Consider the following 25,157-nt stretch of genomic DNA (forward strand, 5'->3'; position numbering starts at 1 on the left):
TTAATTATCTTTATGTTTTGTAAGGGTTTTGCTCTCGTGGTATTTGTATGATCTTTTTGATATTTATCAAAAACATAAAAAAGATGAATTGTTTGATTTGTCTTATTTATTTGGGTGATAGTTCTGGTTCATGGTGTTATTTAAGTAAATTAAACTTAGGAAACTTCTTAGATTATCGTTTTAGTGGGAAAATTCTTAGTCTTTTTGTAATTTTTGCGTTTCAGGGTTTGTTGAGATGTTACTTAATTCAAATGATAATTTTTGGGCGCGGCAATTCTGGCTCGCAATTAATGGAACCGCTGGAGTGACTTAATAATAAGACTCGGTGGTGAGTTTGTTCTTAGGAGAAGATAAAAATGAAAAAATTATTATTAGTGACCTCTCTGGCGTCTGTATTTGTTGCGGCAAATGCAATGGCAGATGTCACTGCTTCTGCAACGGCCTCGTGGGACGCGACGGCAACAAAAGATACCACCAGCATGTTGGTCGTCACTCCGCTGAACTCTTTGACTTTCCAGTATGCGGAAGGTCTGAATGGCTTCAACTCCCAGGATGGCGCGTTTGATGTGACTATTCAGGGCCAGGAAACGGCAACTGATTTTGAACTGACCGCTCAGATTATTAGCAATACTCTGACCAACGCCAGTGGCGATGCGTCTACCCTGAACGTAGGGGTGGCATGGAATGGCACCGCGTTGACTAATTCATCAGATACTGTCCTGGTAAATTCCAGCTCGACTTCTGGTCTTGAAAGCCTGATGGCTGATGGCGCTTACAACGGTGCTGACCGCGTCAGCGATCAATCCAACTTCAAATTCACCATTGCGTCTGCGACTTCTGATGGTAGCACGCCGGTAACGGATTACTCTGCACTGCCAGACGGCTATTGGACTGGGGATGTAAAAGTACAGTTCAATGCAACCTGGACGACTCCGTCCGCCTAAGAAATAAAAGTTCGGGAGGAGAATTTCTCCCGAATTTATCAGGAATGGTGTCATGAATAAATATTTACCGGCAGCAATGTTGGTAGGGTTGGTAATATCTTTTTCCAGCTGGGCAATTAACGTCGGTGATATCACGTCGATAATGACTTCTACTGAGAGTTCATTATCGAAAGAAATCACTAATACGACAGATTCGGCTCGTTATGTCAGCGTATCGGTAAAACAACTGTCATCACCTTTAGCGGGCGGAGTCGAAATAAAACCCGTTAATTCCGGGGAATTACTCTCTACGCCTGCCAATCTAATTCTGCCTGGTCAGGCAAAAGATGTTTTTCGCTTCTTTTATAAAGGGCCAGTTGATGATGTCGAGCGTTATTATCGTCTGCAATGGATAGATGAGCCAGTCACCGAGAGCGCGGAAACCCGGGCCAATAAATTAGCTGTTGCGACAGCGTCAGCAGAAATTGGAACGATTTTGGTTGTTGCGCCGCGAAAAGAGCGTTTTGAATATAATCGTAATGGTGATGTTATTAGCAATACTGGCAATGTTTCATTTCGAGTAATCGCCTATGGGGCTTGCAAAGATAATGCTCGCGATCAGGGGCGGGGCTGTCGTGAACGTTATTACATTATGCCAGGTACGAAAATAAAACTGCAGTTCACCGACATTAGTAATAGCCGCTCACGCATCGGTATCTGGCACGGTAAGCAGTTTATTACAGTGAAGTGATGGTCAATAGCAGCCATCTGTACGGGAAAAATAAAAATACCGGATTGTAAGGATGCATATGACAACAACATATATTGTTGGCGGTAGCATTTGTCTTTTTCTTGCGCTGACACCAGGAACTTCACATGCAGCCCCAGTAAAAGTGGGTAATTACGTTATTCCCAGCGCTTTCGCTCGTTCACTGGAGCAGGGAATGACGGTGCCGGTTTATATCCGTTACAACGAGACTGATGAGAAAAGTCAGCAAAAAATTGCCGATGCGGTGATTTCGCTTGTTGATGGCAATATTACAGTTAAAGCACTGACTCTTGCTGAATTGCCCAATAATGCTGTGTTATCCGAGAAAACCCGCGCGTTAGTGGAAAAAATCCGTGATGTAAAGTTTCACGATAATACGAATATTGAACTGTCAGATGATGCTCGACTGCAACTTAATGTCTCATCATTTCACCTGGAGATGATTGTCAGCAAAGATGCGTTAACTGAAGCGATTGTCGCGCGCAGTAGCTTGCTTGGACCTTCCAGCGTTGAAACTCTGTCTAACGTCCTGAACTACAACTTCGGTACCTACTACAACGATTACCGAAATGGCAGCAGTACCCGCAGCTATCTGACGATGGACAATACAACATCGCTGCGGGAGCACCACATTAATGTTAACGGTTCGTTTTACGGTATCGGTGACAGCAATGGTACCAGTAAACTATATCGTGCGATGTATGAGCGCGATTATGAAGGGTATCGACTGGCGCTGGGGATGCTTGATACATGGAATGTCCAGTCTATTGCCAGCCTGAATGCGCTGAATGGTGGGAAAATTTACGGTGCGAGCTACGGGAACAAAGGAAGTACGGTTGTTGAGAATACCGCGCTTTCACTCACGCCGATTACCGTATTTTTGCCAGCCGCTGGTGAGGTTCATGTCTTCCGCGATGGACGTTTGCTCAGCGTGCAGAACTTTAATATGGGCAGCTATGAAATTGATACCAGTCGCTTTCCGTATGGTGTTTACGACGTCACGGTAGATATCGTGGTCAATGGGCGGACAATTAATAGTCGTGTCAGCCGGGTTAATAAGATCTTTGCTCGCCAACAAGCTGCCGGAGTTCATCAGCTCTCATGGCAGTTTTTTGGTGGTTCGCTGGATTATGATCGGGTGAGCTATAAGCGTAACCACTATCAGGATTTGGGTAATGAGCAGACCTGGATTGCCGGGGGGGCCGCATCGGTGACGCTGGCGATATTGTCGGGACTGGGCCTGAAATCAACGATCTACGGTTTTGACAACAATGCGGTTAATGAAACGGATGTCACGCTGAATGTGAATGAATACGTCAGTATTGGCAATCAGATGTTGGTAGCGAACGATTCATCATGGCGAAACATCAGTAACATTAATCTCAATGTCCCTGAGGGATATGGTTCCCTTTGGGCATCTCGTGAAGACAGTAAAATTGGCGATCGCTTGCCTATGCAGGAGCGTGATAACTATTCCATTGGCGGAACTCTTAACCTCGGAAAGTTTATTCCTCATGGTGGTTCACTCACTGTTAGTCAGACGGAGAATCGTTACTCAGGCAATAAATACCGTAATCTGGATTACAATACGACTCTTTATTCTGGAAGGTATGCCACGATTGGGTTACGTGCAGGAATTCAGCGTTATTACTACAACAACCGAAATGACGATGGGCGACAGGAACGTTATGTCAGCCTGGACTTATCGTTGCCGTTGGCGACCTGGTTGAGCATGGGCGTCTCCCGAGATCGCTATGGCAGCACCCAGGGTAATCTCAGTGCACGAAAACAGTATGCTGAAGGGCCGATTAAATCGGTCGGATTATCGGCATCAACGCGTCTGAGTGGTGAACAGTATTACGACAATAATTATTCGGTAAACGGCAATCTAAGTTATGACACGAAATATAACGCTGGCACCGTATCGGTAACACGCTCTGCTGACAACTCCACCAATATGAACTTCTCTTCCCAAGGTTCTCTGGCATGGGCAGGTAAAGACTTCGGTCTGAGTAAAGAGAGACAGCGTTCTGGCGTTATCGTAAAAACAGATTTGACCGGCGAGGGGAAACTGGCTGCGAAGATTAATAACCGCAATTATCGTCTCAGCGGTAAATCAAACTTCATTGCACTGCCGCCCTATGCTCAGTACAAGCTGGAAATCCTCAATGATAAAAACTCTGAGGACAGCTTCGATATTGTTTCAGGACGCAAACAGGAGCTGACGCTATATCCGGGTAACGTGGGAGTTATCAACCCTGAAGTGAAAAGCATGGTCACCGTATTCGGTCGCATTCGTTATCCCGATGGACAGTTGGCTGCAAATACCGATATTCATAACCACATCGGTAAAACACGTACGGATGCAAAAGGTGAGTTTGCTATCGATATTGATAAAAAGTATCCGGTTATTACGTTAATTTCTGCCAATGGCAGGATATGTGAAGCCGATCTGGATCTGGAAAATGCACGCGGCGCTGCGTGGGTTGGCGATGTGAAATGTGCAACGCAAACCACGATGGCACAACGATAAGGTATTAATAATGAATAAATCTCTTTCCCTTATTCTCGGCTGTGTCTTTGCCGCGTTATCTCCATCCGCCTGGGCGCTCTCGGCTTCCACTCAGGCGGCGGTCAACAACAACTATTTGTTTATAGAAAACAATGTTGATAACGAATACTTTATTACCCCGTCCTCTCTCGATCCTCGCATTAGTGGGTCGAACACCTGGGTAAAATATGGAAACGACCAGGATAGCCTGGGATATATGGGTATCGTTGGTTGGGTAGCCAATACCTCATATTATAAAGATATGTGGATTGATAATTCACCAATCAGTGAACCATTCCGGGGTATTCGTTGCACCACTGGTGCTAATTGCCCTGCATCTGGCTATATTGCTGCCGAGCTAACCGATCAATTTGGTTTTTATCACACTAAAGCAACCGGATCCGGGATCGCCGGTGGATACTATGGTTTTGCATCGCTGACAGACTCGGCGTATGAATACTTCCGCAATATGTCGGTCGGAAGCGCAGAGACATATAACCTTAATTTTTGTCGAACCACGATTGACTATGATTATGCGGCTGGACAGCGTTGTAAAGACCAGAGCAGCGGTAATTGGTACATCAGACCTTATACATTAAATAAAATAGGTCATTTGTCTTTGGTTTCTACCAATGCATTTCAGGAGTTATGGGTTGCCAGTGATGGTACGCCGAGCATCACTAAAGACAGTGGTTATTGTGAGCTGGGTGTGGTCAGTCGTGAAGATGGCGTTATCTGTAAGATGATTTCATACAATTTAAATCAAACCAGCAACCTGACGGCTTCACTACGTATTCGTATGTATGCGGATAGCGGTTTGCTTGGTTTTACACCGGCAGCTGCCACAATTAAATATTCTGGTGATGGTCAATCCTGGACTAATTTTAGCTCGACATCGATTTATTATAATATTTTTAGTAATGGTGGCGAGTATGTCTATGTTTTTTTGTCGAAAACATTCCTGAAAAATATGGTGGACAGTGGCGTCAGTATCACCAACAGCCAACCATTTACATTTGCTTTTACAAATAGCGTGACGCCAGAGTCGGGGTATTACCAGTTTACTCCTTCGCTACAGCTCAATATTGTGCCAAAGGAATATGGGATCAGTATTATCTCATCGGATAACAGCACCTCGGCAAGCGGCAGCGGCACAATTGGCGAGACCGCTCCGATTGAGGTGGATTACACCGTGACGGTCTCGGGGCCTCGTCAGGCTGATAGCATTACCGCACAAGTTATTGGGGAAAGTACGACGATAAACAATGTGCCTTATTGCCTGTTCACTTCTACGCAAGGTGGGTTATCTGTCCCAATTCCCGCCTTTCTTCAGTACAACAGTCAGTCGGGTGGCGTGGTACAGAAACGAAATAGCTGTAGTGAAGCGGCGATCAGCATGAGAGATGCGCAATGGCAACAGACGCCCTGGGACGCAAATAATACAGATGATGGAAGCTACTTTGCGACTGATTTAAAATTGCTTTTCCCAATGAATGATTCGCGTTCGATGTTGACCGTTTCCGGTGCGGATTGGGAAGGTGTTGTCAGTGCCAGCGGAGAGATAAAAGTGACGGCGAATTGGGTGGGAGTGACGCCATGAGCCACTGTCGTTTGGCGCTAAGATGGATATTGGCCTTGCTTTCCGGGCTGGCGGTGTTCTCCGCACAGGCAGTCTATCTGGAGTCGACTATTTATGAGATGCCATCGGATAAATCATTTATCAGTAAACGAATCTATAACGATAGCCAGAAACAGAACGTGTACAGTATTAGCGCAGTTAAAATAGATAAACCGGGACCGGGAGGTGAAAACAGAAGTGCTATTGCCGAAGGCGAACTTTTGTTTACTCCGCTCCGTTTTTCACTGGCACCGCAGGCAAGTGAGTTTTTTAAGATTTTCTATCGTGGCCCGCAGGATGATAAAGAACGCTATTACCGAATACTGTTTCGTGAAATGCCGATAACGCTGTTTACCGAGCGTAATCAAGGGAAAGGCGGACAGGCTCTCCCGGTGATCGCTATGGATACCATATTGGTCGTTCGTCCGAGGAAAATGAACCTGGCCTACACCATTGATGAGATAAACGGGACGTTGAAAAACACAGGGAATACTTTTTTCAAAATTATCGTACACCAGGGGTGTCACTCAACTGATGATGAAGCCACCATGCGTTATGTGTTACCGGGGGAAACCTGGCATAGTAGTGAGTTGAAAACAAAAAACCGGAAATTTATCGTAGCGTTGCAGAAATACCTACCCGTGGGTCAGAGTTGCTCAAAAATTAATCATTAAGGGGGTTGGGTCTGAACCAATATGCCCTGATTATATATTGAACCTATACTGTCACTCTCTATAGAAAATGTAGCAATAAATTTAGAGTCGATGAAACAATATGTCGTGCATATTGCCGGAAATGTTTATGAATACAAGATCTACGACATCCTCTCTTAGTTTGTCGGTCAGCATAAACTACGGTAATATGTTATTCTGTTGGTCACTGTAGTTATATGTTTTGTAAATTTTGTATTTATAGCTTTTTGTTTTGTAATGAAGTGAAAGTGAGTAAAGGGATTTGTACTGATTAAGAAATGGAGTTTTTTCTTTTTCAATTTTTAAATGGAACTTACGGTGTGATGAGAATACTCATATGGATAACTGTGATTATAAATTCTGAATTTACGTGATATGGCTTATGGATAAAGTTATATCACGAATCGCCTTATGATTATTGGAGGTCGAAGGTGTTGTATATTCTCTCGTGAATAGAGCGAGGGACCTGCTATGCCATAAATTTAAGTTGGTGATAACTATGAATACGAAAAAAATTTTTCTGCTCAGTTATGATAGTTTCCTTTTTTCAGGAATAAAAGCATGGTTACCAAATCTGGTATTGATCGATGCACGGACATTTATTTCTGGCACGCAGTCAGTTATGTCGCAATATCCGTCCTGCTTGCTGGTGATCGATAACCGGTTGCCATTATTATTGGTCAAAAAATGGCTTCAGAGAAACAGTACACAGTTCATCAACATACACTGTATTGTTCTGCGGATGTGCGAAACCCTGCCTGTTAATCGGGGATATGAAGAATATTCCTTTATCAATGGGGGGGAATTGTCAGAGCAGTTGATCGCTCAATTAAAAGAGAGTCTATTGGCACCTAACAAAGTTGTGGAAGTCAATAAAGATTCACCGATGTTTACTTTTAACTTGACTGAATTTGAAGAAGAAATGCTGTATTCATCATTCACAAAAGAAAAACTGCATGATTTCTGTATTGCTAATTCGCTAACAATTAAGTCAGTGTATCGATATCGGGATAAAATTACTGCTCGCCTCGGCTTTTCCAATTTTAATGAAACTGTTATCTTTTTAACCCGAAATAATTTATTAAATGAAAGCTCTATAATCAATAATAATGTGAATGGGGATGCAGTTTACACTGACGCATATGATGTTTCGGATACTAGTAGACTGAGTATGGCAATAAGGAATGAGGAGATCATTCCTTATTTTCAGCCCATCGTGAATATCAGGGGCGACGTTTGTGGTGTTGAGGTATTGGCTCGTTGGCCACAGGGACATAACTATGCTATTTCTCAGCGAGAGTTTATTCCATTGGCTGAAAAAAGTGGCTTAATCAATGAGTTAACTAGCTATTTAATGACCGCTGTTGCGCGCAATCTGGTCTCTGGAGGTGCAAGCATTAATAAAACTCTGTTCGTTTCTTTTAATGTCAGTCCGTCAGGTTTAAATAATCCCGTATTCTATTGGGAATGCCTTAATTTTATGGAGATAACGCAAGGTCTGCCGATAAAATTGATGATAGAGATAACAGAGAACCAGACGTTCACGATCACTCCTGCAATCAAAGAACTTATTCGTTCGTTACGAAATAAAGGTGTTTTGTTCGCTTTGGATGATTTTGGTACTGGATACGCTAATCTCTGCTATCTCAATGAGTTAGACCTGGATGTAATCAAAATTGATAAAAGCTTCATTAAGGAAATTAAAGAGGTTGATCAATATATCCCTATGCTCGAGTCAATTACTCACCTTTCAGGACTTCTGGGGTTACGTACGGTGGCCGAGGGCGTTGAAAATGACTATCAGCAACAATGGCTGGGAAAAAATAATGTTGACTATCTGCAGGGGTATCAGTTTCTACCGCCAGTGACATTTAATGATTTTATCCGGTATTACCAGCAGTCTGTAGATTTGTTTGAATCAGCGTCGGATTCACCTTTATCTACGTAATTCATTTTTGACACGGTTTTTACATATGAAGGGTAAAACCTTTAAACGAGTATGTGCTCTGAGCTGACATGGCCTGCAGCATGATTTTTTCCTGAACACCAGGGGCAGACGCCTCTGGTATTGGCGTCTTTGCATCGCTGCCTGTCTGTCTGGTTAAGTAAAAAGTCCTACAGTGAAGTATGCACCGTTTGTTTATGTATCTTAAACGGGGTATTTATAGTGATATCAGCGTTAATCAAACAGGTACTGAGGTTAGCCCGTAGCCATGCGTCCTTTCCTGACAAAATTAAGAGTCTGGCTTCCACCACCACTCATCCTATTATTATTCCTCATCGCGGATGCGTTGACGGCGATCCCGCGTTTCACATTTGGCGCGGTGACTATCGTAATAAGTGCATTGTTGGCTAGCGTCAGTCTGGCGATGATACTGCATACCGCGTGGCAGATGCGGAAGAAACGTACGACGCTAAACCCACTGCATGCAGAGAAATCGACCACACTTGTTACTGGCGGATGTTATGCCTGGAGCCGCAATCCAATCTATCTTGGAATGAGTGGACTCCAGTTAGCTTTTGCTCTTTACGTCGGTAGCCTGATTGGAATATTGGCTGCACCGCTGTTTATACTGGTGGTTGCCAGATTACATATTGATTTTGAAGAGGAACAACTGCGAAAACATTTCGGGCCGGAATGGATACGCTATGAGCAGCGTGTTCGCCGCTGGTTATAGAATTCCCTTGCCGCGAACAAGGACGCCTGTGACGACACGATTCGTGCGTAATTGAATCCGGATGATGCAAAAATAGGCGTTTGATTCGCAAGGCCATTGACGCATCGCCCGGTTAGTTTTAACCTTCTACCCCGTGTTCACATTCGTGGGCATGTCCTTATCAGGGCCGATATAGCTCAGTTGGTAGAGCAGCGCATTCGTAATGCGAAGGTCGTAGGTTCGACTCCTATTATCGGCACCATTTCAAACTCTTCCCAAGTCTACCGAAATCAACTAAAAGCCCGTTTACTGCGGTTTTCAGCGCACATCTTATTTTTCGGGTAACCTGCACCACGTTCTCCGTATCGCCATTCTTGGTTGGTAGTTCAGAGGCCGTTAATCAGGCCTCGTCGAAATGGCTGATAATATCGAGAGGCCCTGTGCCAGGGCCGATTCGTTTACTGAGCAGATTCAACAGGATGTAAATGCAATACGCTTCAATCCCTCTACCGCTTTTTCGAGGTAGGCGCGTGGACATCCCATGTTCAGGCGGATAAAACCTTTTCCAGCAGGACCAAAGCCATTTCCCATTGAAGGCGCAATACCGGCAACATCAAGCATTACCCATTTGAGCTGCTCATCATCCAGTCCAAGCGCTTTGCAATCTATCCACAGTAGATACGTTGCCTGGGAAGGAACAACCCGAGCCCATGGGAGATATTCATCAATTTGTTGAATAAACCAGCGTCGATTTTCAGCCAGATAGCCAAGTAAATCGTCTAACCATGGTGCACCATGTTGCCATGCAGCCGTACTCGCCTCGACGGATAGCGCATTGAATACATCCAGTCCATGCGCATCCAGACGGCGTAAAAAGTGTTCACGCAATGCCGGTGCCGGTATCAGAAAATTAGCAATACGCAATGTCGACAAACCAAACGTTTTACTGGCTGAAGTGGCTGAAATTACACGTGAATGCCAGCGTTCTCCCAGATGCAGAACTGAAGTAAATTGTTCTCCTGGAAGCAATAAATCTGCCCATATCTCATCAGACAGCAACGTTACATCATAGGTCTCGCATAGCGTAAGTAGCTGTTCCAGCTCCTGTGCAGACCAACAACGACCGGTTGGATTATGCGGATTACATAAAATCATCAGCGGCGGACGTTCAGTCCGGAATAACATTTCCAGGTGAGCAAAATCCATTTGATAACCGGTAGCCGGGTCCTCATACAACGGATTTTCCAGCAGCTGTCTGCCGTTCAGAGAGATAATTTTAGCGAATGAACCATAATAAGGCCCCTGAACGACCACGCCTTCACCGGGTTGACTCAGCATTTGTACGAGTAGCGATAATCCCGGAACAACACCTTCAATACTGCAGATCCACTCTTGTTTGATTTCCAGCTGATGCCGGGTTGATAACCATGAAATTAATGAATCAAAGTAGCTTTGTGGTCGTTCGCTGTAACCAAAAATACCGTGCCCGACGCGGTGAGTTAAAGCCTCCTGAACAGCGGGCGGGCAAGTAAAGTCAAAATCAGACACCCACATTGGCAACAGTTGATGTGTATCCTCGCCGAAATATCGCGCCATAAAGTCCCATTTCAACGAGGCGGTATCGTGACGATCGATAATCTTATTAAAATCCATTACATGCTCTCCCTATTCTGTTGCCGTAATATTTTTTTCTGTTTCTGCCACTGATGGCGCCTTCGCAATACCGATTCCCGTGAAACCGTAAATCAAGGCGAAGAAGATTGCGGCATAGCACTGAATCGCCCATGGCAATAAATCCAGCGTGCTCACTCCTAATGTCGTGGCCATATAAACTCCGGCAGCGGTCCACGGCAACAACGGCTCAATGACGGTGCCAGCGTCTTCAATGGTGCGGGACAGATTTTTGGTATCCAGTCCCATACGACGATATGCGTCTTTAAACAGTTCAGCTGGAACCAGAAGAGCCAGCTTGCCGTCGCTTGTCGCTCCGGTCACCAGAAGGGTGGTACCAATGGTTGCCGCAATTAACTGACCGACACTGTGAATGACCGTCAGTAAGCGGTTAATGATAATGTTGAGTGCGCCGGTTAACGTTAAGGCACCGGCAAAAGAGAATGCGCAAAATACCAGAAGGATAGTGCTCATCATTGAGAACATTCCGCCGCGGTTCAGCAGGCGCGGAACATCAGCAATAATGCCCTCACTCCCTTGCGGGAACATAGTAATGTTGAATCCATCTATAAAGGCATCCAGTCCCTGCTTGATGCTGAGTCCTTGCATGACAACGCCCAGAATCAGGGCTAATACGCATGCACTCAGCATTAAAGGAATGACCGGTTTTTTACGAATCGCGCCCCACAACACAATAACCGGCGGCAAAATCAGAATGATATTGAAGTGGTATAGCGACTCCAGAGCGTTGACAATGTCGGTAACCCGTTGTGGCGTGGCGACCTCGCCGAGCATATTGCTGTGGCCGGCAATAAGATAAACCACGGCGGCAAGCAGAAAGCTGGGAATAGTGGTCCACAATAAGTGCTGGATATGCTCGAAAAGGGTGGTATCTGCAACAATGGCCGCAAAGTTGGTGGAGTCTGACAGCGGCGATATCTTGTCACCGAAGTAAGCGCCAGAAACAACGGCACCTGCCGCTGCTGCCATCGAGACATCCAGTCCGGCGGCAACGCCCATCAATGCTACGCCAACCGTTCCGGCGGAACCCCAGGAGGTTCCGGTACACACCGATACGACGCTGGTCAAAAAGAAGGCGGCGATGAGAATGTATTCGGGGCTGATGAGTTTAAGTCCCCAGTACACCATGTAAGGGATGGTGCCGCTGAACATCCATGTACCAATCAGTCCGCCAACACAGATAAGAATCATGATAACCGGCATTGCTTTGGCGAGTTTATCAACCACCGAATTAATGATGTCTTCCCAGCAATACCCTTGCCACCAGGCCATGCCCGCGGCGACTGCAGCAGAACATAGCAACAAGGGCTCAATACGTAGCCCCATGATGCCGTAGCCAATAATTAGCAGCAGTAGCATGGCTAAAATAGGGATCACTGCCAGTCCAAATGAGAGTGTTTTTTTCTGATTTTGAGAGGCATTCATTCATGAATCTCCAGTCTGTAAGGTCGCTCAAGAGTAGAGAACACCCTTTTGCCTGACTGTGATCGCTCATTGGCCCTCATGTAAGCGATTACATGAAGACGTTAAACTTGAAGTCGGTCACAATTCAGGGGCTTGACGATTTACGCATTGATTTCAGAGAGAGGGGGGAAGAACAGAATCGCGGATCACTAAATCCGCAGTGAAACTATTCACGCTGGGACGCTGAGTTGCGCCCTTAAAAAGCTGTATCGCCAGCTGCGAAGCGCAGCGAGCCATGCGCTCAACGGGATAATGCATTGTTGTGAGTGCGGGGTAGAGATAGCGAGCCATCACCACATCATCAAATCCAACGATCGAAAGCTGCTGCGGAAGTGTAATTCCCTGCTGATGGAGGATGCGCATAATCCCGGCGGCCATTACATCATTAAACGTCACTGCTGCGGTGAAAGGAATGCCGCAATTAAGCAGCTGGTGTGCAGCGCGTTCGCCACCTTCTTCATTAAAGGGCACGCTAATCACCCAGTTTTTATCTGGCGTAATGCCATATTCGGCCAGCGCCTGGCGATAGCCTTCCAGCCGCTCACGGCGATCGATAATCGGTAAATCACTTGTCACGCAGGCAATACAACGGTGCCCCTGTTCCAGGAGATGTAGCGTGGCTGTTTTAGCTGCCTGACTATTTTCCAGCCACACGCAGCGATTGGCCATCCCGGCAATATAGCGGTTCACGACCACCATGGCAGGAAAATGAGCGGCATATCTCAACAGTTCCTTTTCAGACAGTCTACTGGCATGGACCACAATAGCTTCACAGCCCTGGTTTATCAGGAAATCAAGTCCTGATTTTTCCATTCCTTCATCGTGGCCACCGCTGCATACCATCAGCCGAAATTGCTGCTGGCGTGATACTTCTTCCACGCCTCGGGCAAGCCTGGCAAAAAAAGGATCGGCAAGGTTGCCGGTCAATAACCCGAGCATGTCACCGCTGCGTTTCGCTAATGCAATAGCGGCGGCATTGCGATGATAGTTCAGTTCGCGCATGGCTTTTTCAACACGCTCACGCGTCACGGGTTCAACCCATGCGGTTTGATTAATAACACGTGAAACTGTTGCGGTGGACACTCCCGCTAACTCTGCAACATCCTTTATCGTTGCCATGCTGGCTCTTTACCTTTTTGATTCTTAAGAATTTGCTTATCGCTGGTTTTTTTCCTTATCTTATTCAGGTTGGGGGGATTTGTCACCGAGACATCCTCTGAGTATATCTACTCAGAGGCTTATTTTTAGTACTGAATAATTAAATACTATCCTGAGTATTATTATCCTTACATACGATATTCGATCATCCCGCTCTTTTGGGCCACCCAGTCATACAGACGTTGTCCACGGAGATTGGTTTCATGCGTATGCCAGTATAATCTTGACGCGTGGTGTTTTTTGGCTTGTTGTTGGACATACTCGATAAGCTGTTTACCGATATGTTGACCACGTACCTCTTCGCTAACAAATAAATCTTCGAGATAGCAATAGTTGGATTCTGCCCATGTTGAACGGTGAAAGAGATAATGCACCAGTCCCACTATTTTTCCATCATATTTGGCAACAGCACAATAAACAGGTTCGCTCGGGGTAAGGAAACGCTCCCACGTTAATTTTGTTACTTTATCTGAAATTTTAGTGCGATAAAATGTTTGATAGTTTATCCATAAAGGAAGCCAGCTGGCGTAGTCTTTTTGTTCTGCACATTCAATAGTAACGGTATTCATGTTAGTCATATATATCCTGATATTTTATACGAGTAATGTGTTAGTATGATGATACTAAGAACTTTATAAATTCTCGTAAAGAGACACTTTCGATATATTGATAGGATCCACTTTTAGTATAAAGGTTAATACAATGAAGAAAAACAATGCGCCTTTATTTCAAGGATTTGTTTTAGGAAAAGGCGCGGTTAAGGAGCAGGTTTACCACATCCTCCGCGATCACATCCTCGAAGGGCGATTGCCGCCAGGAACAAAAATGCCGTCAACCAGGGCATTGTCCGAGATGATGTCAATTTCACGAAACTCAGCGATCGCCGGTTATGACAGGCTATTAGATGAAGGGTATATCCAGACCCGTAAAGGGTCTGGAACATATGTCTCACATAATATTCCGGATCGGAGTATCAGCAATAGCTATCCAAAGATAGCGTCGGGGGACGTTGTCTCGCCTGATGAACAGGTTCACAGCCGAAATAATCCTGTTCGCGATTTGTGGTCAAATGAGTATGAAGGGCGCGGCATGAACCGCCTATTTGCGGTTGGTGTCGGGTGTACGGATCTCTTCCCGCATGCGTTATGGGGAAAGCTACTGCAACGTGTCTGGAGACAATCCCGGCATCAACTGGGCGCTCACACTCATCCTTGCGGGTACCTTCCTTTGAGAAAAGCGGTTTGCCGCTACATTAAAACAACGCGTGGAGTGAACTGTAACGAAGATCAAATAATCATCGTAAATGGTATTCAACAGGCATTGAACATTACCGCACGAGCGTTGCTGTCGGCAGGAAGTGACGTTTGGCTGGACGACCCGGGTTACAAAGGCGCCCGCGGAGCCTTCATGTCAGTTGGCGCGATGGTGAGGCCCGTACCGGTAGATAGCGAGGGAATGAACGTCCGCTATGGTATTGATCATTTTCCTGACGCTAAGTTGGCCTATGTCGTCCCGTCGGATCAATATCCATTAAGTGGAACGTTAAGTTTATCCCGGCGTTTTGAGTTGCTGGAATGGGCGAAGTTGAATCAGGCATGGATATTTGAAGATGACTATAATAGCGAGTTCCGTTATGCCGACCGTTCTTTACAAGCTCTGCAAGGATTAGATCAGAATCAACGCGTAATCTACGCCGGAACATTTTCTAAAATGATGTACCCGGAATTCCGTTTAGGTTTTTTAGTTGTCCCGCCGGGTTTACAAGAACAAATTATGGTGACGAAATATTTTTCCGATCTTGGCACCAGTTATCTTGAACAGGCTGTGATGGCGAATTTTATTGAGGATGGTCACTATGCCAGTCATGTGCGCCGAATTCGTAAGGCATGCTATGAAAGAAGAACTGCGCTGGTCAATGCTATTCAAGAATACCTGGCTGATAAAATGATTGTGCAGCCTTCTGACTCTGGCGTCCATATTGTGTGCTGGCTACAAAACGGATTAACCGGAAATGAAGTTGAGGAGCAAGCCAGATTACTAGGGATGGGAATACTATCACTAAGTCGTTATTACCAGAGCGATGTCTCACGACAGGGGATTTTGATTGGTTTTGCAAATCATCCGGTAGAGGCAATTGTTGATGGGATTCGCCGTTTGGCTCAGGTTATTTAAATTATAATTTATTCCGCTCTTAGCATTAATGCAGTAAATACGTTTCTTTCGCTACGGGTAAAAATATAGCGCCTGTTTTTTGTACACTAAAATAGTGTGGATCCGTTAAAAACACGCATTGTGGTTCTTTTGGGCCGCTCAGTTTGATCATACCCTGCGCTGGTTTAGTTCTGTTTTGTAAGAGGTACAGATATGCCGGGCGTCTTTAATCAATTCCAACAACCCGTAGGTATGACTTTGTCTGACTGGAAAGGCGCACCCTTTCCACAGGCTCAGCAAATTACAGGTCGCTATTGTAAGCTTGAACGCATTAACACCGAACGCCATGCAAAAGAGTTGTATGAAGCGTACTGCGAAGCAAGCGATTGTCGTGACTGGACATATCTGGCGGTCGGACCTTTTGAAACTTTTGATGCCTTCCTGGTTTATTTAAAAAACATGGAAGAACAGACAGATCCGATGCATTTTGCCGTGATCGATTTAACCAGTATGAAACCTGTTGGTACGTTTGCTCTTATGCGGATTGATCCCGCAAATGGCGTGATCGAGGTTGGCCATGTTTCCTACTCCGTACACATGAAACGCACGCGAATTTCAACGGAAGTCATATCATTGCTTTTAAAGTACGTTTTTGAGGATCTGGGCTATCGCCGTTTTGAATGGAAATGTGATGCCTTCAATGAGCCTTCCCGTAGGGCGGCAGAGCGCTTTGGCTTCAGTTTTGAAGGTATATTTCGGCAGGCTATCGTTACCCGTGGACGAAATCGTGATACCGCATGGTACTCAATCATTGACGGTGAGTACCCGATACTTCGACCTGCCTACGATCTGTGGCTCGATGAGGGTAATTTCGATAGCCAGGGACGGCAGATTCGGCGCCTTGGCGAGCTGATGGAAAGGGGATAAAAAAGCTCCCCGAATAAACCGGAGAGCCAGAAAGCGTAGCGCACGCGCAGTATTATTTCTGCCGCGACTCCAGCCAGACCAGTGCCAGCGTGGAGAGTGCGCACATCAGCAGAATGCCGACAAACCAAAACAGATACCACATCGTACGGTCCTCCCTAGTAAAGTTCGTGATTGTGGCGGCGGATCGTTTCTACATTGATTCGTCCCAGCATTTTGTAATAACTCCACACGGTATAAAGCAGAACGATCGGTAGAAAAATCAGCACAATAACCAGCATGATACTGAGCGTCATCTGGCTGGAAGTGCTGTCCCACACCGTCAGACTGGAGAGCGGATACGCGCTTGAAGGCATCACAAACGGAAACAGGGTGATTCCGGCGGTGAAGATCACGCAGGCCTGGGTCAGTGAAGCGCACAGAAATCCCCATACGGCCCGACGTTGCCCGCAGGCATAGATCGCGAGCATCGGGAACATCATGCCAAGCAGCGGAATAATTAACAGCAGTGGTGACTGATAAAAGTGCGCCATCCACGCGCCCGGTGAGGTCGTTACCATTTTTAACAGCGGGTTGGAAGGACCATTCGGCTCCTGGCTAAGTAGCACATAGCCGTCGATCCCCGTCCATAGCCAGTAACCGGCTAACAGAAAGCAGAGCACGACCAGCATTGCGCTACGACGGGTAGCAGAGAGCGCGCGTTGGTGAAGAATGCCGTCGGTCTTCAACTGGATCCACATGCCCCCTTGCAGAATAACCAGCATCAGGCTTAATGCGCCGCACAGTAGCGCAAAGGGTGAGAGTAACTGCCAGAAAGTGCCCAGGTATTGCACATGAAGCTGTGGTGTGAAGATAAAAGGCACGCCCAAGAACAGGTTGCCGAACGCGACGCCGAAGATAACAGGAGGGACCAGGCTCCCGATAACCAACCCGGTGTCCCACATAGCACGCCAGTGTGCATTGGCTATTTTGCCTCGATAATCAAAGGCCAACGGGCGAAAGAAAAGAGCACACAGCACCAGGATCATCGCTACATAAAACCCCGAAAATGCGGCGGCATAGACCCGCGGCCAGGCCGCGAATAATGCACCACCCGCCAGAATGAGCCACACCTGGTTACCTTCCCAGTGCGCCCCGACGCTATTGATTAACACCCGTCGCTCATCATCGTTTCGCGCGATCAGCGGTAACAGGCAGCCGACCCCCATATCAAACCCGTCAGTGACCATAAAGGCCACCAGAATGATGCCAATCAGCAGCCACCAAATGAGCCGCAACGTTTCATAATCCAACATGATTGTCTCCTTTATCCCTGTTGTTGCGCTGGTTGCTGGTTATGCATTGCATCTGGACCAAGGCGCGCGTATTTCTGCATCAGGTAGACCTCAGCAATTAAAAACAGGGTGTAAAGCGTGAGAATTAGCCCCATCGAGAAGGCCAGTTGGCCTGCGCTCAGCGCGGAGTGGGCGTACCATGTCGGCAAAATATCCTGAATCGCCCATGGCTGGCGGCCAAACTCCGTCATAAACCAGCCAGCTTCGATGGCAATCCACGGGAGCGGCAGGCTCCACAGCGTCATGCGCAGTACCCAGCGATGCTGGTCGATACGCCAGCGTAAGGTCTGTATCAACGCAATCGCCATCACCAATAGCAGCAGCGAACCGCATGCAATCATGATGCGAAAGCTCCAGAACACGGGGGCCACTTGCGGAATGGTGCCGCGTTGCGCGGCCTGATATTGCGCTGGCGTAACGTGGTTCATGTCAGGTGCGTAGTTCGCCAGCAGGATGCCGTAACCCAGATCTTTCTCCACAGCGTGAAAAGCGTTCAGTACCTGAGGCGTGCGGTTACCTTTGGCAATTTCCTGCATCAGTAACCACGCCTCACGGCCCCGCTGCAGGCGTGGGAGCGCGTCCGCCATCAGGTTTTTCAGCCCCGGAACCGGCGTATCTAAAGAGTGGGTCGCCAGAATACCCAGCAGGGCCGGTATCTTCACGGCAAAGGCGTTACGCTCTTGCTCCTGCTGCGGCCAGGCGATGACATGAAAGGGCGCGGGGGCCGGTTCGGTTTGCCATTCGCCCTCCATTGCCGCCAGTTTTACTGGCTGGAGCTGGGCGACCTCAAAGGCTGAGCTATCACCCAGTTGTAGCGTGCCGAGGATAGCCAGCGTGCCAAAGACGGAACCCACCGCGAAGGAGCGCCGGGCGAACTCGCGATTGCGACCACGCAGCAAATACCAGGCGCTGATGGACATCACAAACATGGCGCCGGTGACATAACCAGACATCACGGTATGCACAAATTTCACCTGGCTGACGGGGTTAAAGACCAGCTCGCTAAAACTGGTCATCTCCATGCGCAGGGTATCAATATTAAAGTGAGCGCCAGTTGGATATTGCATCCAGCCGTTGGCGTTGAGGATCCACAGGGCCGAAATGTTAGAGCCAAACGCAACCAGCCAGGTCACCAGTAAATGCTGATACTTGTTTAAGCGCTGCCAGCCAAAGAAGAACAGCCCCACGAAGGTGGATTCAAGAAAGAAGGCCATCAAGGCTTCCATCGCCAGCGGGGCACCGAAAATATCACCCACATAGTTGGAATAGAGCGACCAGTTAGTACCGAACTGAAACTCCATGGTCAGGCCGGTTGCCACGCCGAGCGCAAAGTTAATACCGAATAGCTTTCCCCAGAAACGCGTCATGTCGCGGTAGACTGTTTTGCCGGTCACCACGAACAGGGTTTCCATGATGGCTAGCAAAAAAATCAGCCCCAGCGTCAGGGGAACAAACAGAAAATGGTACAGCGCGGTCAGCGCAAACTGCCAGCGCGATAGGTCAATGACGTCCCACATGCGAACTCCATCAGGCATTAGAGAGTGAATAGGTAAGGAAGAAAACGTCAGACCCGCAGTAGAAAAGTACGCGGGTCTAAAGAGGGGATCAGGCAGGCGGGCCGGATGCCAGCCAGCCGCAGACTTCATCCAGCCGCTCGAGCGAGTCGAGCAGATCTTCCGGTGCGGCCAACACCAGTTCCGGCAACGGACAGATCTCATAACTCTCAAGCAGAAGCCCTTTCAGGGTATCCAGACAGCGAACATGCCAGACATGGCGCAGCGCCGTGGCGTCGATTTGGCTCTCGCCGTAGCCGATGGTGCGGATTTGAATGTGCCCTTCGCCGCACAGGCGGGCGAGGAACAGGCGATCCGCGTCGCTAATCGGCAGTTGGGTGAGGTTAATGCTATGGGGTTGCGCTGCCGGATCGCGCACGTGCGCCAGCAGTTCCTGGGCCAGCGTCAGGCCATTCATCAACCCATCTATAGGCGGAGGCAGCAGGCTATCGTCCGGCAGCGTATTGATTGTTGCCGCCTGCCACAGTGCCCGTGGTGCGCTGCCTACTTCCAGATGTTCCTGCCATTGCCCCTTGTCATTCTGACAACGCACCCGCCAGATACCGCAGAAAATCGACTCCTGAATCTCGCTCGCCCTGCCGTCAGCATGCTGAATGAGCACGGAAACTTCGCCTTCGCCGAGTAGCGTATTCAGAAAGGTGAGATCGTCTGCATTGAGCGAGGATAAATCCCATCCCAGCACATCCTGTTTGGCGGGAATTCTCTGGGTGAGCTGGTGGCGCACATCGGCTAACAATGCCATCACCGCCGGGCTGTGCGGACAGTTTTCCAGTGTTGCCATGCTGGGGTCGCTGTTGACCTGGCAGGTGAGGGGCAAGGGATTCATGCTGAAGCAGTCATCACCTGGCTGCGTTCCTGGCCCCAGCAGATGAAAAAAGGAATCGCTCATCATGCAGACTCCGGCGGTATACGTTCTTCAACGAGGGGACGCATCAGGTTGAGCAAGTCGGCCCACGGGTGGATACCGCTGAGAATGCCGCGCAGCTCACCCTGGGTAAACACCAGGGTAGCCGGAAAACGGAACACGCCGAAGCGATCGCCGATCGCCTCGCTGTGTTCAAGATCCGCCATGGCGATGTGCCAGTCAAACTGGGGAAACTCGCGGAGCAACTCGGCAATCATGACCGGGTTATCGCTGACTTCCGGTGTACGGCGAGGATCGCTACTGAGCAGGACCACGCCATTACGCACGCGGGTTATCCAGTCATCCAGTTCAGATGCGCTCAGCGGTTGCCAGCCCTTAGCCAGCATTCGCTGCCATAGCGCAGAAAACGGTTGGTCATTCAACATGTTAATTATCTCTCTAGCGTTACGCGATACTGGCGAATACGCACGCCTTCATAGTTTTCCATCGACAGGCAGTCATAGTTCAGGCAACGCGTTTCATCGCTTGTCTGTGGCACAATGCCCCACGCGGCCAGTTGCGTAAGCGCGGCCTGTTCCGCCGCCGGGAGCTGAGCGCGCGCGATGTCGGTCAGGCTGCCGCCATAGTCGTCCAGCTGTACCGGCTGTAGTCCCACCAGAGCGATGTGCGCGGGGAGATGGCCGCGAATATCCGCCAGAGCCAGCACTTCAGAGAAGCTGTTCTGATGCAGACTCATTTTTTTAGCGCTGAGGTAACTCGGGACTTTGTCTCCGGCGTAAGTTTGCAGGGTTCCCGGCTCAAGCCCGTAGTCGATGGCGTCAAGCAGCAGCAAATGGCTGGCCTGCTCAACGTAGCCCAGCAGATTCAGTCCCTGCGTGCCGCCGTCAACAATCTCTACCGATTCTGGCCAGTGATAATGGGCGTACAGGCGCTCAGCGAGGCGAATACCAAACCCTTCATCTGCCCACAGCAGGTTGCCTAAGCCCATCACGATGACGTTAGGTTCGCTCATGACGCCTCCTTATCGTGCTGACCCTTAGGAAACTTATGACTACGAAAGCCGTTAATCATGGTTGAGATGACGGTCTCGTCAGACATGATGTCCTCACGAATCGCCATATACACATGGCCTACGATGAAGGCGGCGATGAACCACATCCCTAACCGATGCCAGCTGTGGATATCGAGAGAGTTCCCGCCGGTCCAGTAGAAAAACTCCGTCACATAGCGGAAAGGGATAAAAATGGCATACTGGCTATGTTCGCTGTATAAGGCAAAACCGGTGAGGATCATAAAAACGGAAAGCAGGAAATAACCGCACATCGCCGCCTGCGCGATGGGGTTATGACCGATATCATCTCCCGGTTTTTTTTCCAGAAACAGATACCAACGCACCACAGAATACGCACCCTGCCACCAACTGCGCCGCCAGACCGGCACGATTAACAGTTCGCGTGAATAACGGTTACCGACGAAGGCCCAGTAAATGCGCATCAGCAGTATCACCGTGAACACCATGGCGGCGGCGAAATGCACCAGCCGAATGTCGCCCATATAGAACAGATAAGTGGCCTCACCGCTGACCGACGGCAGCGGTCGGCCAATGAAGTATCCGGTCACCATCAACACCAACATGCAGCCCACCGTCAGCCAGTGCCACAAGCGTACTGGCGCTTCAAACACATAGTGGCAGGTGGTGGTATCACGCGCCTCCCCGACGCGTGGGGATGTTTTTCCAGTCATCGTTCCGTTCCTTAACGCTTAGCGAACCTGGACGGCGATAAGTTCGCTGCCGTCGTCGCCGAGTACGTGGGTTGAACATGCCAGGCAGGGGTCGAAGCTGTGCAAGGTGCGCAGGATCTCCAACGGTTGATCCGGTATCGCCATTTGGGTGCCCATCAGCGCCGCCTCGTAAGCGCCAATTTGTCCCTTTGGATCGCGCGGGCTGGCATTCCAGGTGGTCGGCACCACGCATTGATACAGGTCGATCTTCTGGTCGCGAATCGATGCCCAGTGGCCTAATGCTCCGCGCGGCGCTTCGGTAAAACCGATCCCGCGACAGTGCTGCGGCCAACTTTCAGGCTCCCACTTTTCGGTATTTGCGGTAGCCAGATTGCCGTTTTTCAGGTTGGTCATCAGCTTGTCGAAGAAATATTGCAGCTTGCTCACGGCCCACTGCGCTTCGTGCGCGCGACACAGAATACGTCCCAGCGTTGATTGCATACCCGACAGCGGCAGCTTGAGGGCGGACATCATGCGATCCACGGATTCAATCGTGGCGGCATCCCCTTTGTGATAGGCAATCAGCGTACGCGCCAACGGCCCAACTTCCATAGCGTGTCCCCGCCAGCGCGGGGCTTTAATCCACGAGTAGCGTTCCTGTTCGTTGAGCTGCTTGATATCGGTATCACTGCCTTTGACATCGCCCGGGTTATACCAGGGTTCAGTAATCCCTTCGAACGGATGACGACCTAATTGATCGTCCGGATAACGATACCAGGCATGATCGACAAACTCCTGAATTTGCTGCTGATCGTCCAGGTCCACCGGCATGACGTTATTAAAATCACCGTTAATCACCGCGCCGCCAGGCATCAACAGGCTCTTCGCGCTGAAGTCATTGGCGATATCCGGGAACGCGCCGTAGCTTAAGACGCACTTATCAGAAAGCCCGGTGCCAATCTGGCTCCAGGGTTTATTGAACTGGCCGATAGCCAGCGCGTCAGGCACCATGACGTTGTTGATGAAATCAGCGGTGCGGGTGATGATCGACTGCACCAGGTTCAGGCGTTCCATATCGACTGCGCCTACCGCGCCGCTCTGATCGATATTGATAGCGCACGGCATCCCACCGACAATCCAGTTCGGATGCGGATTCTTACCGCCAAACACCGTATGGATTTTGATGATCTCGCGCTGAAAATCGAGCGCTTCCAGATAGTGGGCAAAGCCCATCAGGTTGGCCTCTGGCGACAGCTTGTACTGCGGATGTCCCCAGTAACCGTTGCGAAAAATCCCCAACTGACCGCCTTCGACAAATTTCTTCAGGCGATTTTGGACGTCAAAGAAGTAGCCTGGAGAAGACATCGGCCAGGCTGAAAGGCTTTGTGCCAGCTGCGATGTGGCGCGCGGATCTGCTTTCAGGGCATTCAGCACGTCAATCCAGTCCATTCCGGCTAACTGGTAAAAGTGCACCAGATGGTCGTGGCACCACAGCGTCGCCAGCATAATATTGCGAATGATGTTGGCGTTGTCGGGCACCTTTATGCCAATAGCGTCCTCAATGGCATAGACCGAGGCGAGCGCATGTACGCCGGTGCACACTCCGCAGATTCGTTCGACAAATGCCCAGGCATCGCGCGGGTCGCGCCCCTGTAGAATGATCTCCAGCCCGCGGAACATGGTGCCGCAGGAAACCGCGTTGGTGATGATGTTCTGCTCATTAATGTTCACTTCACAACGCATATGGCCTTCAATGCGCGTGATGGGGTCGACAACCAGGCGGCGACCGGCATTATTGACCGTATATCCCTGGGTTTGATACGAATTGCTCATGCCTGTTTATCCTTATTGTCTGGAGACTGTTGTCCGGCGTCGGCTAGTTGCTGTTTGTGGCGGTTGTGTTGATTGACGGCGCTGGCGACTGCGTGAACACCGACACCGGCCGCCACGACGCCTAGCGCGGTGAGGCCCACGGTATCGGCGGTTGAATGCGTCCCCATTTGTGGAATATCAACCACGCGGCTGTAGAACGAACCGCGATCCCAGAAGCCGTTTTCCGAACATCCCAGACAACCGTGGCCGGACTGGATGGGGAAGGAAACGCCACCATTCCAGCGAGTGGTGGAACAGGCGTTATAGGTGGTTGGCCCTTTGCAGCCCATTTTGTACAGGCAATAGCCTTTGCGGGCGGCGTCATCGTCCCAACTCTCAACGAACTCCCCGGCGTCAAAGTGGGCGCGGCGGTAGCATTTATCGTGAATACGCTGACCATAGAACATCAGCGGACGCCCCAGACGATCGAGTTCAGGCAAACGATCAAATGTCACCATGTAGGTAATGATGGCGCTCATGACATCCGGAATCGGCGGGCAGCCGGGCACTTTCACGATCGGCTTATCGGTGATCACCTTATCGATCGGCGTAGCCTGGGTAGGGTTAGGCCGGGCAGCCTGCACGCAGCCCCAGGAGGCGCAGGTTCCCCAGGCGATAATCGCGCTGGCTCCTGCTGCGGCTCTTTTTAGCTTTTCAATAAAAGGGCGCCCGCTGCTGATGCAAAACATTCCTTGCTCGCCCAGCGGAGGGTTGCCTTCGACTGCCAGAATGTATCGGCCGTGGTAGCGGCTCAGAATGTCTTCAAATACCTCTTCGGCCTGCGTTCCGGCGGCGGCCATCAGGGTGTCGTCGTAATCGAGGGAAATCAGGGAGAGGATGACGTCTTTGGCAAGTGGGTGAGAGGAGCGGATAAATGATTCGGTGCAGCAGGTGCATTCCAGCCCGTGGATCCAGACTACCGGGATCCGGGGTTTGTTCTCCAGCGCCCAGGCAATTCTGGGCGTCATTCCGGCTCCCAACCCAAGCGATGTAGCCGCGAGGCTACAATATTTGAGAAAACTGCGTCTGCTTACGCCTTTGCGGCGCATCGCCTGATAAAAGGTCTCCTCGTTATTCGTATTCATAACACGCGTTTCTTCCCCCGTTGAGTTCTGGCGCATGCCGCCAGCGATATCTGAAAAAAGCGTATCCGATCGGAAGGGAGAAACAATGCAAAGAGTGTGGTTATGT

The 25,157-nt window shown here is 49.1% G+C and carries 22 protein-coding genes and 1 tRNA gene; 10 read left to right on the forward strand and 13 right to left on the reverse strand.

Translation table 11 applies throughout. The features are described from left to right. The first annotated feature begins 356 nt into the window (after positions 1 to 356). The 8 genes from ecpA to BZK40_RS18720 all read left to right on the forward strand — a co-directional run bounded on the left by ecpA (position 357) and on the right by BZK40_RS18720 (position 9,472). A complete protein-coding gene (gene ecpA, locus BZK40_RS18685) occupies positions 357 to 944 on the forward strand; it encodes a common pilus major fimbrillin subunit EcpA (protein WP_003830835.1) in 588 nt (195 codons plus the stop codon). Between the two features lie 52 nt (positions 945 to 996). Beyond that, the gene (locus tag BZK40_RS18690) at positions 997 to 1,674 is read left to right on the forward strand and encodes an EcpB family pilus assembly chaperone (protein ID WP_060682708.1); all 678 of its coding nucleotides are present in this window, start codon (positions 997 to 999) and stop codon (positions 1,672 to 1,674) included. A gap of 58 nt (positions 1,675 to 1,732) precedes the next feature. Continuing rightward, positions 1,733 to 4,225, forward strand: a complete 2,493-nt coding sequence (locus tag BZK40_RS18695; protein WP_079935088.1) for a CS1-pili formation C-terminal domain-containing protein — start codon at positions 1,733 to 1,735, stop codon at positions 4,223 to 4,225. Positions 4,226 to 4,235: 10 nt separating this feature from the next. Beyond that, positions 4,236 to 5,843 carry a fimbrial adhesin EcpD family protein gene (locus BZK40_RS18700; protein ID WP_079935089.1) on the forward strand — a complete coding sequence of 536 codons (1,608 nt, stop codon included), beginning with the start codon at positions 4,236 to 4,238 and terminating at the stop codon, positions 5,841 to 5,843. Beyond that, positions 5,840 to 6,535, forward strand: coding sequence for a fimbrial biogenesis chaperone (locus BZK40_RS18705; RefSeq protein WP_079935090.1), 696 nt, complete (start codon positions 5,840 to 5,842; stop codon positions 6,533 to 6,535). The genes BZK40_RS18700 and BZK40_RS18705 overlap by 4 nt, the downstream gene beginning before the upstream one ends. Before the next feature lie 517 nt (positions 6,536 to 7,052). Then, entirely contained in the window at positions 7,053 to 8,501 is a 1,449-nt protein-coding gene (locus BZK40_RS18710; RefSeq protein ID WP_079935091.1) for an EAL domain-containing protein, read from the forward strand. Positions 8,502 to 8,766: 265 nt separating this feature from the next. Next, positions 8,767 to 9,231 (forward strand): methyltransferase family protein, encoded by a 465-nt coding sequence (locus tag BZK40_RS18715; protein WP_079935092.1) that lies wholly within the window; start codon positions 8,767 to 8,769, stop codon positions 9,229 to 9,231. Between the two features lie 165 nt (positions 9,232 to 9,396). Next, positions 9,397 to 9,472 (forward strand) — tRNA-Thr (locus BZK40_RS18720). Positions 9,473 to 9,681: 209 nt separating this feature from the next. Here the strand turns inward: BZK40_RS18720 and BZK40_RS18725 are convergent. The 4 genes from BZK40_RS18725 to BZK40_RS18740 all read right to left on the reverse strand — a co-directional run bounded on the left by BZK40_RS18725 (position 9,682) and on the right by BZK40_RS18740 (position 14,102). Then, a complete protein-coding gene (locus BZK40_RS18725; protein ID WP_079935093.1) occupies positions 9,682 to 10,863 on the reverse strand; it encodes a MalY/PatB family protein in 1,182 nt (393 codons plus the stop codon). Positions 10,864 to 10,875: 12 nt separating this feature from the next. Beyond that, a complete protein-coding gene (gene nhaC / locus BZK40_RS18730; protein WP_008783827.1) occupies positions 10,876 to 12,327 on the reverse strand; it encodes a Na+/H+ antiporter NhaC in 1,452 nt (483 codons plus the stop codon). 153 nt (positions 12,328 to 12,480) lie between these two features. Further along, positions 12,481 to 13,485, reverse strand: a complete 1,005-nt coding sequence (locus BZK40_RS18735) for a LacI family DNA-binding transcriptional regulator (protein ID WP_008783828.1) — start codon at positions 13,483 to 13,485, stop codon at positions 12,481 to 12,483. A 167-nt stretch (positions 13,486 to 13,652) separates the two neighbouring features. Continuing rightward, positions 13,653 to 14,102 carry a GNAT family N-acetyltransferase gene (locus BZK40_RS18740; protein ID WP_079935094.1) on the reverse strand — a complete coding sequence of 150 codons (450 nt, stop codon included), beginning with the start codon at positions 14,100 to 14,102 and terminating at the stop codon, positions 13,653 to 13,655. A 124-nt stretch (positions 14,103 to 14,226) separates the two neighbouring features. Here BZK40_RS18740 and pdxR point away from each other — a divergent pair, with 124 nt between their 5' ends. Further along, positions 14,227 to 15,696, forward strand: a complete 1,470-nt coding sequence (gene pdxR, locus BZK40_RS18745; RefSeq protein WP_079935095.1) for a MocR-like pyridoxine biosynthesis transcription factor PdxR — start codon at positions 14,227 to 14,229, stop codon at positions 15,694 to 15,696. 192 nt (positions 15,697 to 15,888) lie between these two features. Then, positions 15,889 to 16,602: a GNAT family N-acetyltransferase gene (locus BZK40_RS18750; RefSeq protein ID WP_079935096.1), complete on the forward strand. Its 714-nt coding sequence runs from the start codon at positions 15,889 to 15,891 to the stop codon at positions 16,600 to 16,602. A 52-nt stretch (positions 16,603 to 16,654) separates the two neighbouring features. Here BZK40_RS18750 and cbdX read toward each other — a convergent pair whose 3' ends face one another. The 9 genes from cbdX to hyaA all read right to left on the reverse strand — a co-directional run bounded on the left by cbdX (position 16,655) and on the right by hyaA (position 25,051). Beyond that, complete coding sequence (cbdX, locus tag BZK40_RS18755) at positions 16,655 to 16,744, reverse strand: cytochrome bd-II oxidase subunit CbdX (RefSeq protein WP_003830863.1); 90 nt, start codon at positions 16,742 to 16,744, stop codon at positions 16,655 to 16,657. Positions 16,745 to 16,757: 13 nt separating this feature from the next. After that, the gene (gene appB, locus BZK40_RS18760; RefSeq protein WP_079935097.1) at positions 16,758 to 17,894 is read right to left on the reverse strand and encodes a cytochrome d ubiquinol oxidase subunit II; all 1,137 of its coding nucleotides are present in this window, start codon (positions 17,892 to 17,894) and stop codon (positions 16,758 to 16,760) included. A gap of 11 nt (positions 17,895 to 17,905) precedes the next feature. Continuing rightward, the gene (gene appC / locus BZK40_RS18765; protein WP_079935098.1) at positions 17,906 to 19,450 is read right to left on the reverse strand and encodes a cytochrome bd-II oxidase subunit 1; all 1,545 of its coding nucleotides are present in this window, start codon (positions 19,448 to 19,450) and stop codon (positions 17,906 to 17,908) included. Between the two features lie 88 nt (positions 19,451 to 19,538). Beyond that, positions 19,539 to 20,396: a hydrogenase expression/formation protein gene (locus BZK40_RS18770; RefSeq protein WP_079935139.1), complete on the reverse strand. Its 858-nt coding sequence runs from the start codon at positions 20,394 to 20,396 to the stop codon at positions 19,539 to 19,541. Next, positions 20,396 to 20,797: a hydrogenase-1 operon protein HyaE gene (hyaE, locus tag BZK40_RS18775; protein ID WP_048236031.1), complete on the reverse strand. Its 402-nt coding sequence runs from the start codon at positions 20,795 to 20,797 to the stop codon at positions 20,396 to 20,398. Before hyaE ends, BZK40_RS18770 begins: the two co-directional genes overlap by 1 nt. A 5-nt stretch (positions 20,798 to 20,802) precedes the next feature. Next, entirely contained in the window at positions 20,803 to 21,384 is a 582-nt protein-coding gene (gene hyaD, locus BZK40_RS18780; protein WP_048236030.1) for a hydrogenase 1 maturation protease, read from the reverse strand. Further along, positions 21,381 to 22,115, reverse strand: a complete 735-nt coding sequence (gene hyaC / locus BZK40_RS18785; protein WP_079935099.1) for a Ni/Fe-hydrogenase b-type cytochrome subunit — start codon at positions 22,113 to 22,115, stop codon at positions 21,381 to 21,383. Before hyaC ends, hyaD begins: the two co-directional genes overlap by 4 nt. Positions 22,116 to 22,133: 18 nt before the next feature. Then, positions 22,134 to 23,927: a Ni/Fe-hydrogenase large subunit gene (gene hyaB / locus BZK40_RS18790; RefSeq protein WP_032942453.1), complete on the reverse strand. Its 1,794-nt coding sequence runs from the start codon at positions 23,925 to 23,927 to the stop codon at positions 22,134 to 22,136. Then, entirely contained in the window at positions 23,924 to 25,051 is a 1,128-nt protein-coding gene (gene hyaA / locus BZK40_RS18795; protein ID WP_095533162.1) for a hydrogenase 1 small subunit, read from the reverse strand. The genes hyaB and hyaA overlap by 4 nt, the downstream gene beginning before the upstream one ends. Positions 25,052 to 25,157 lie beyond the last annotated feature (106 nt).

This window comes from Citrobacter portucalensis (genome assembly GCF_002042885.1).
Classification (GTDB): domain Bacteria; phylum Pseudomonadota; class Gammaproteobacteria; order Enterobacterales; family Enterobacteriaceae; genus Citrobacter; species Citrobacter portucalensis.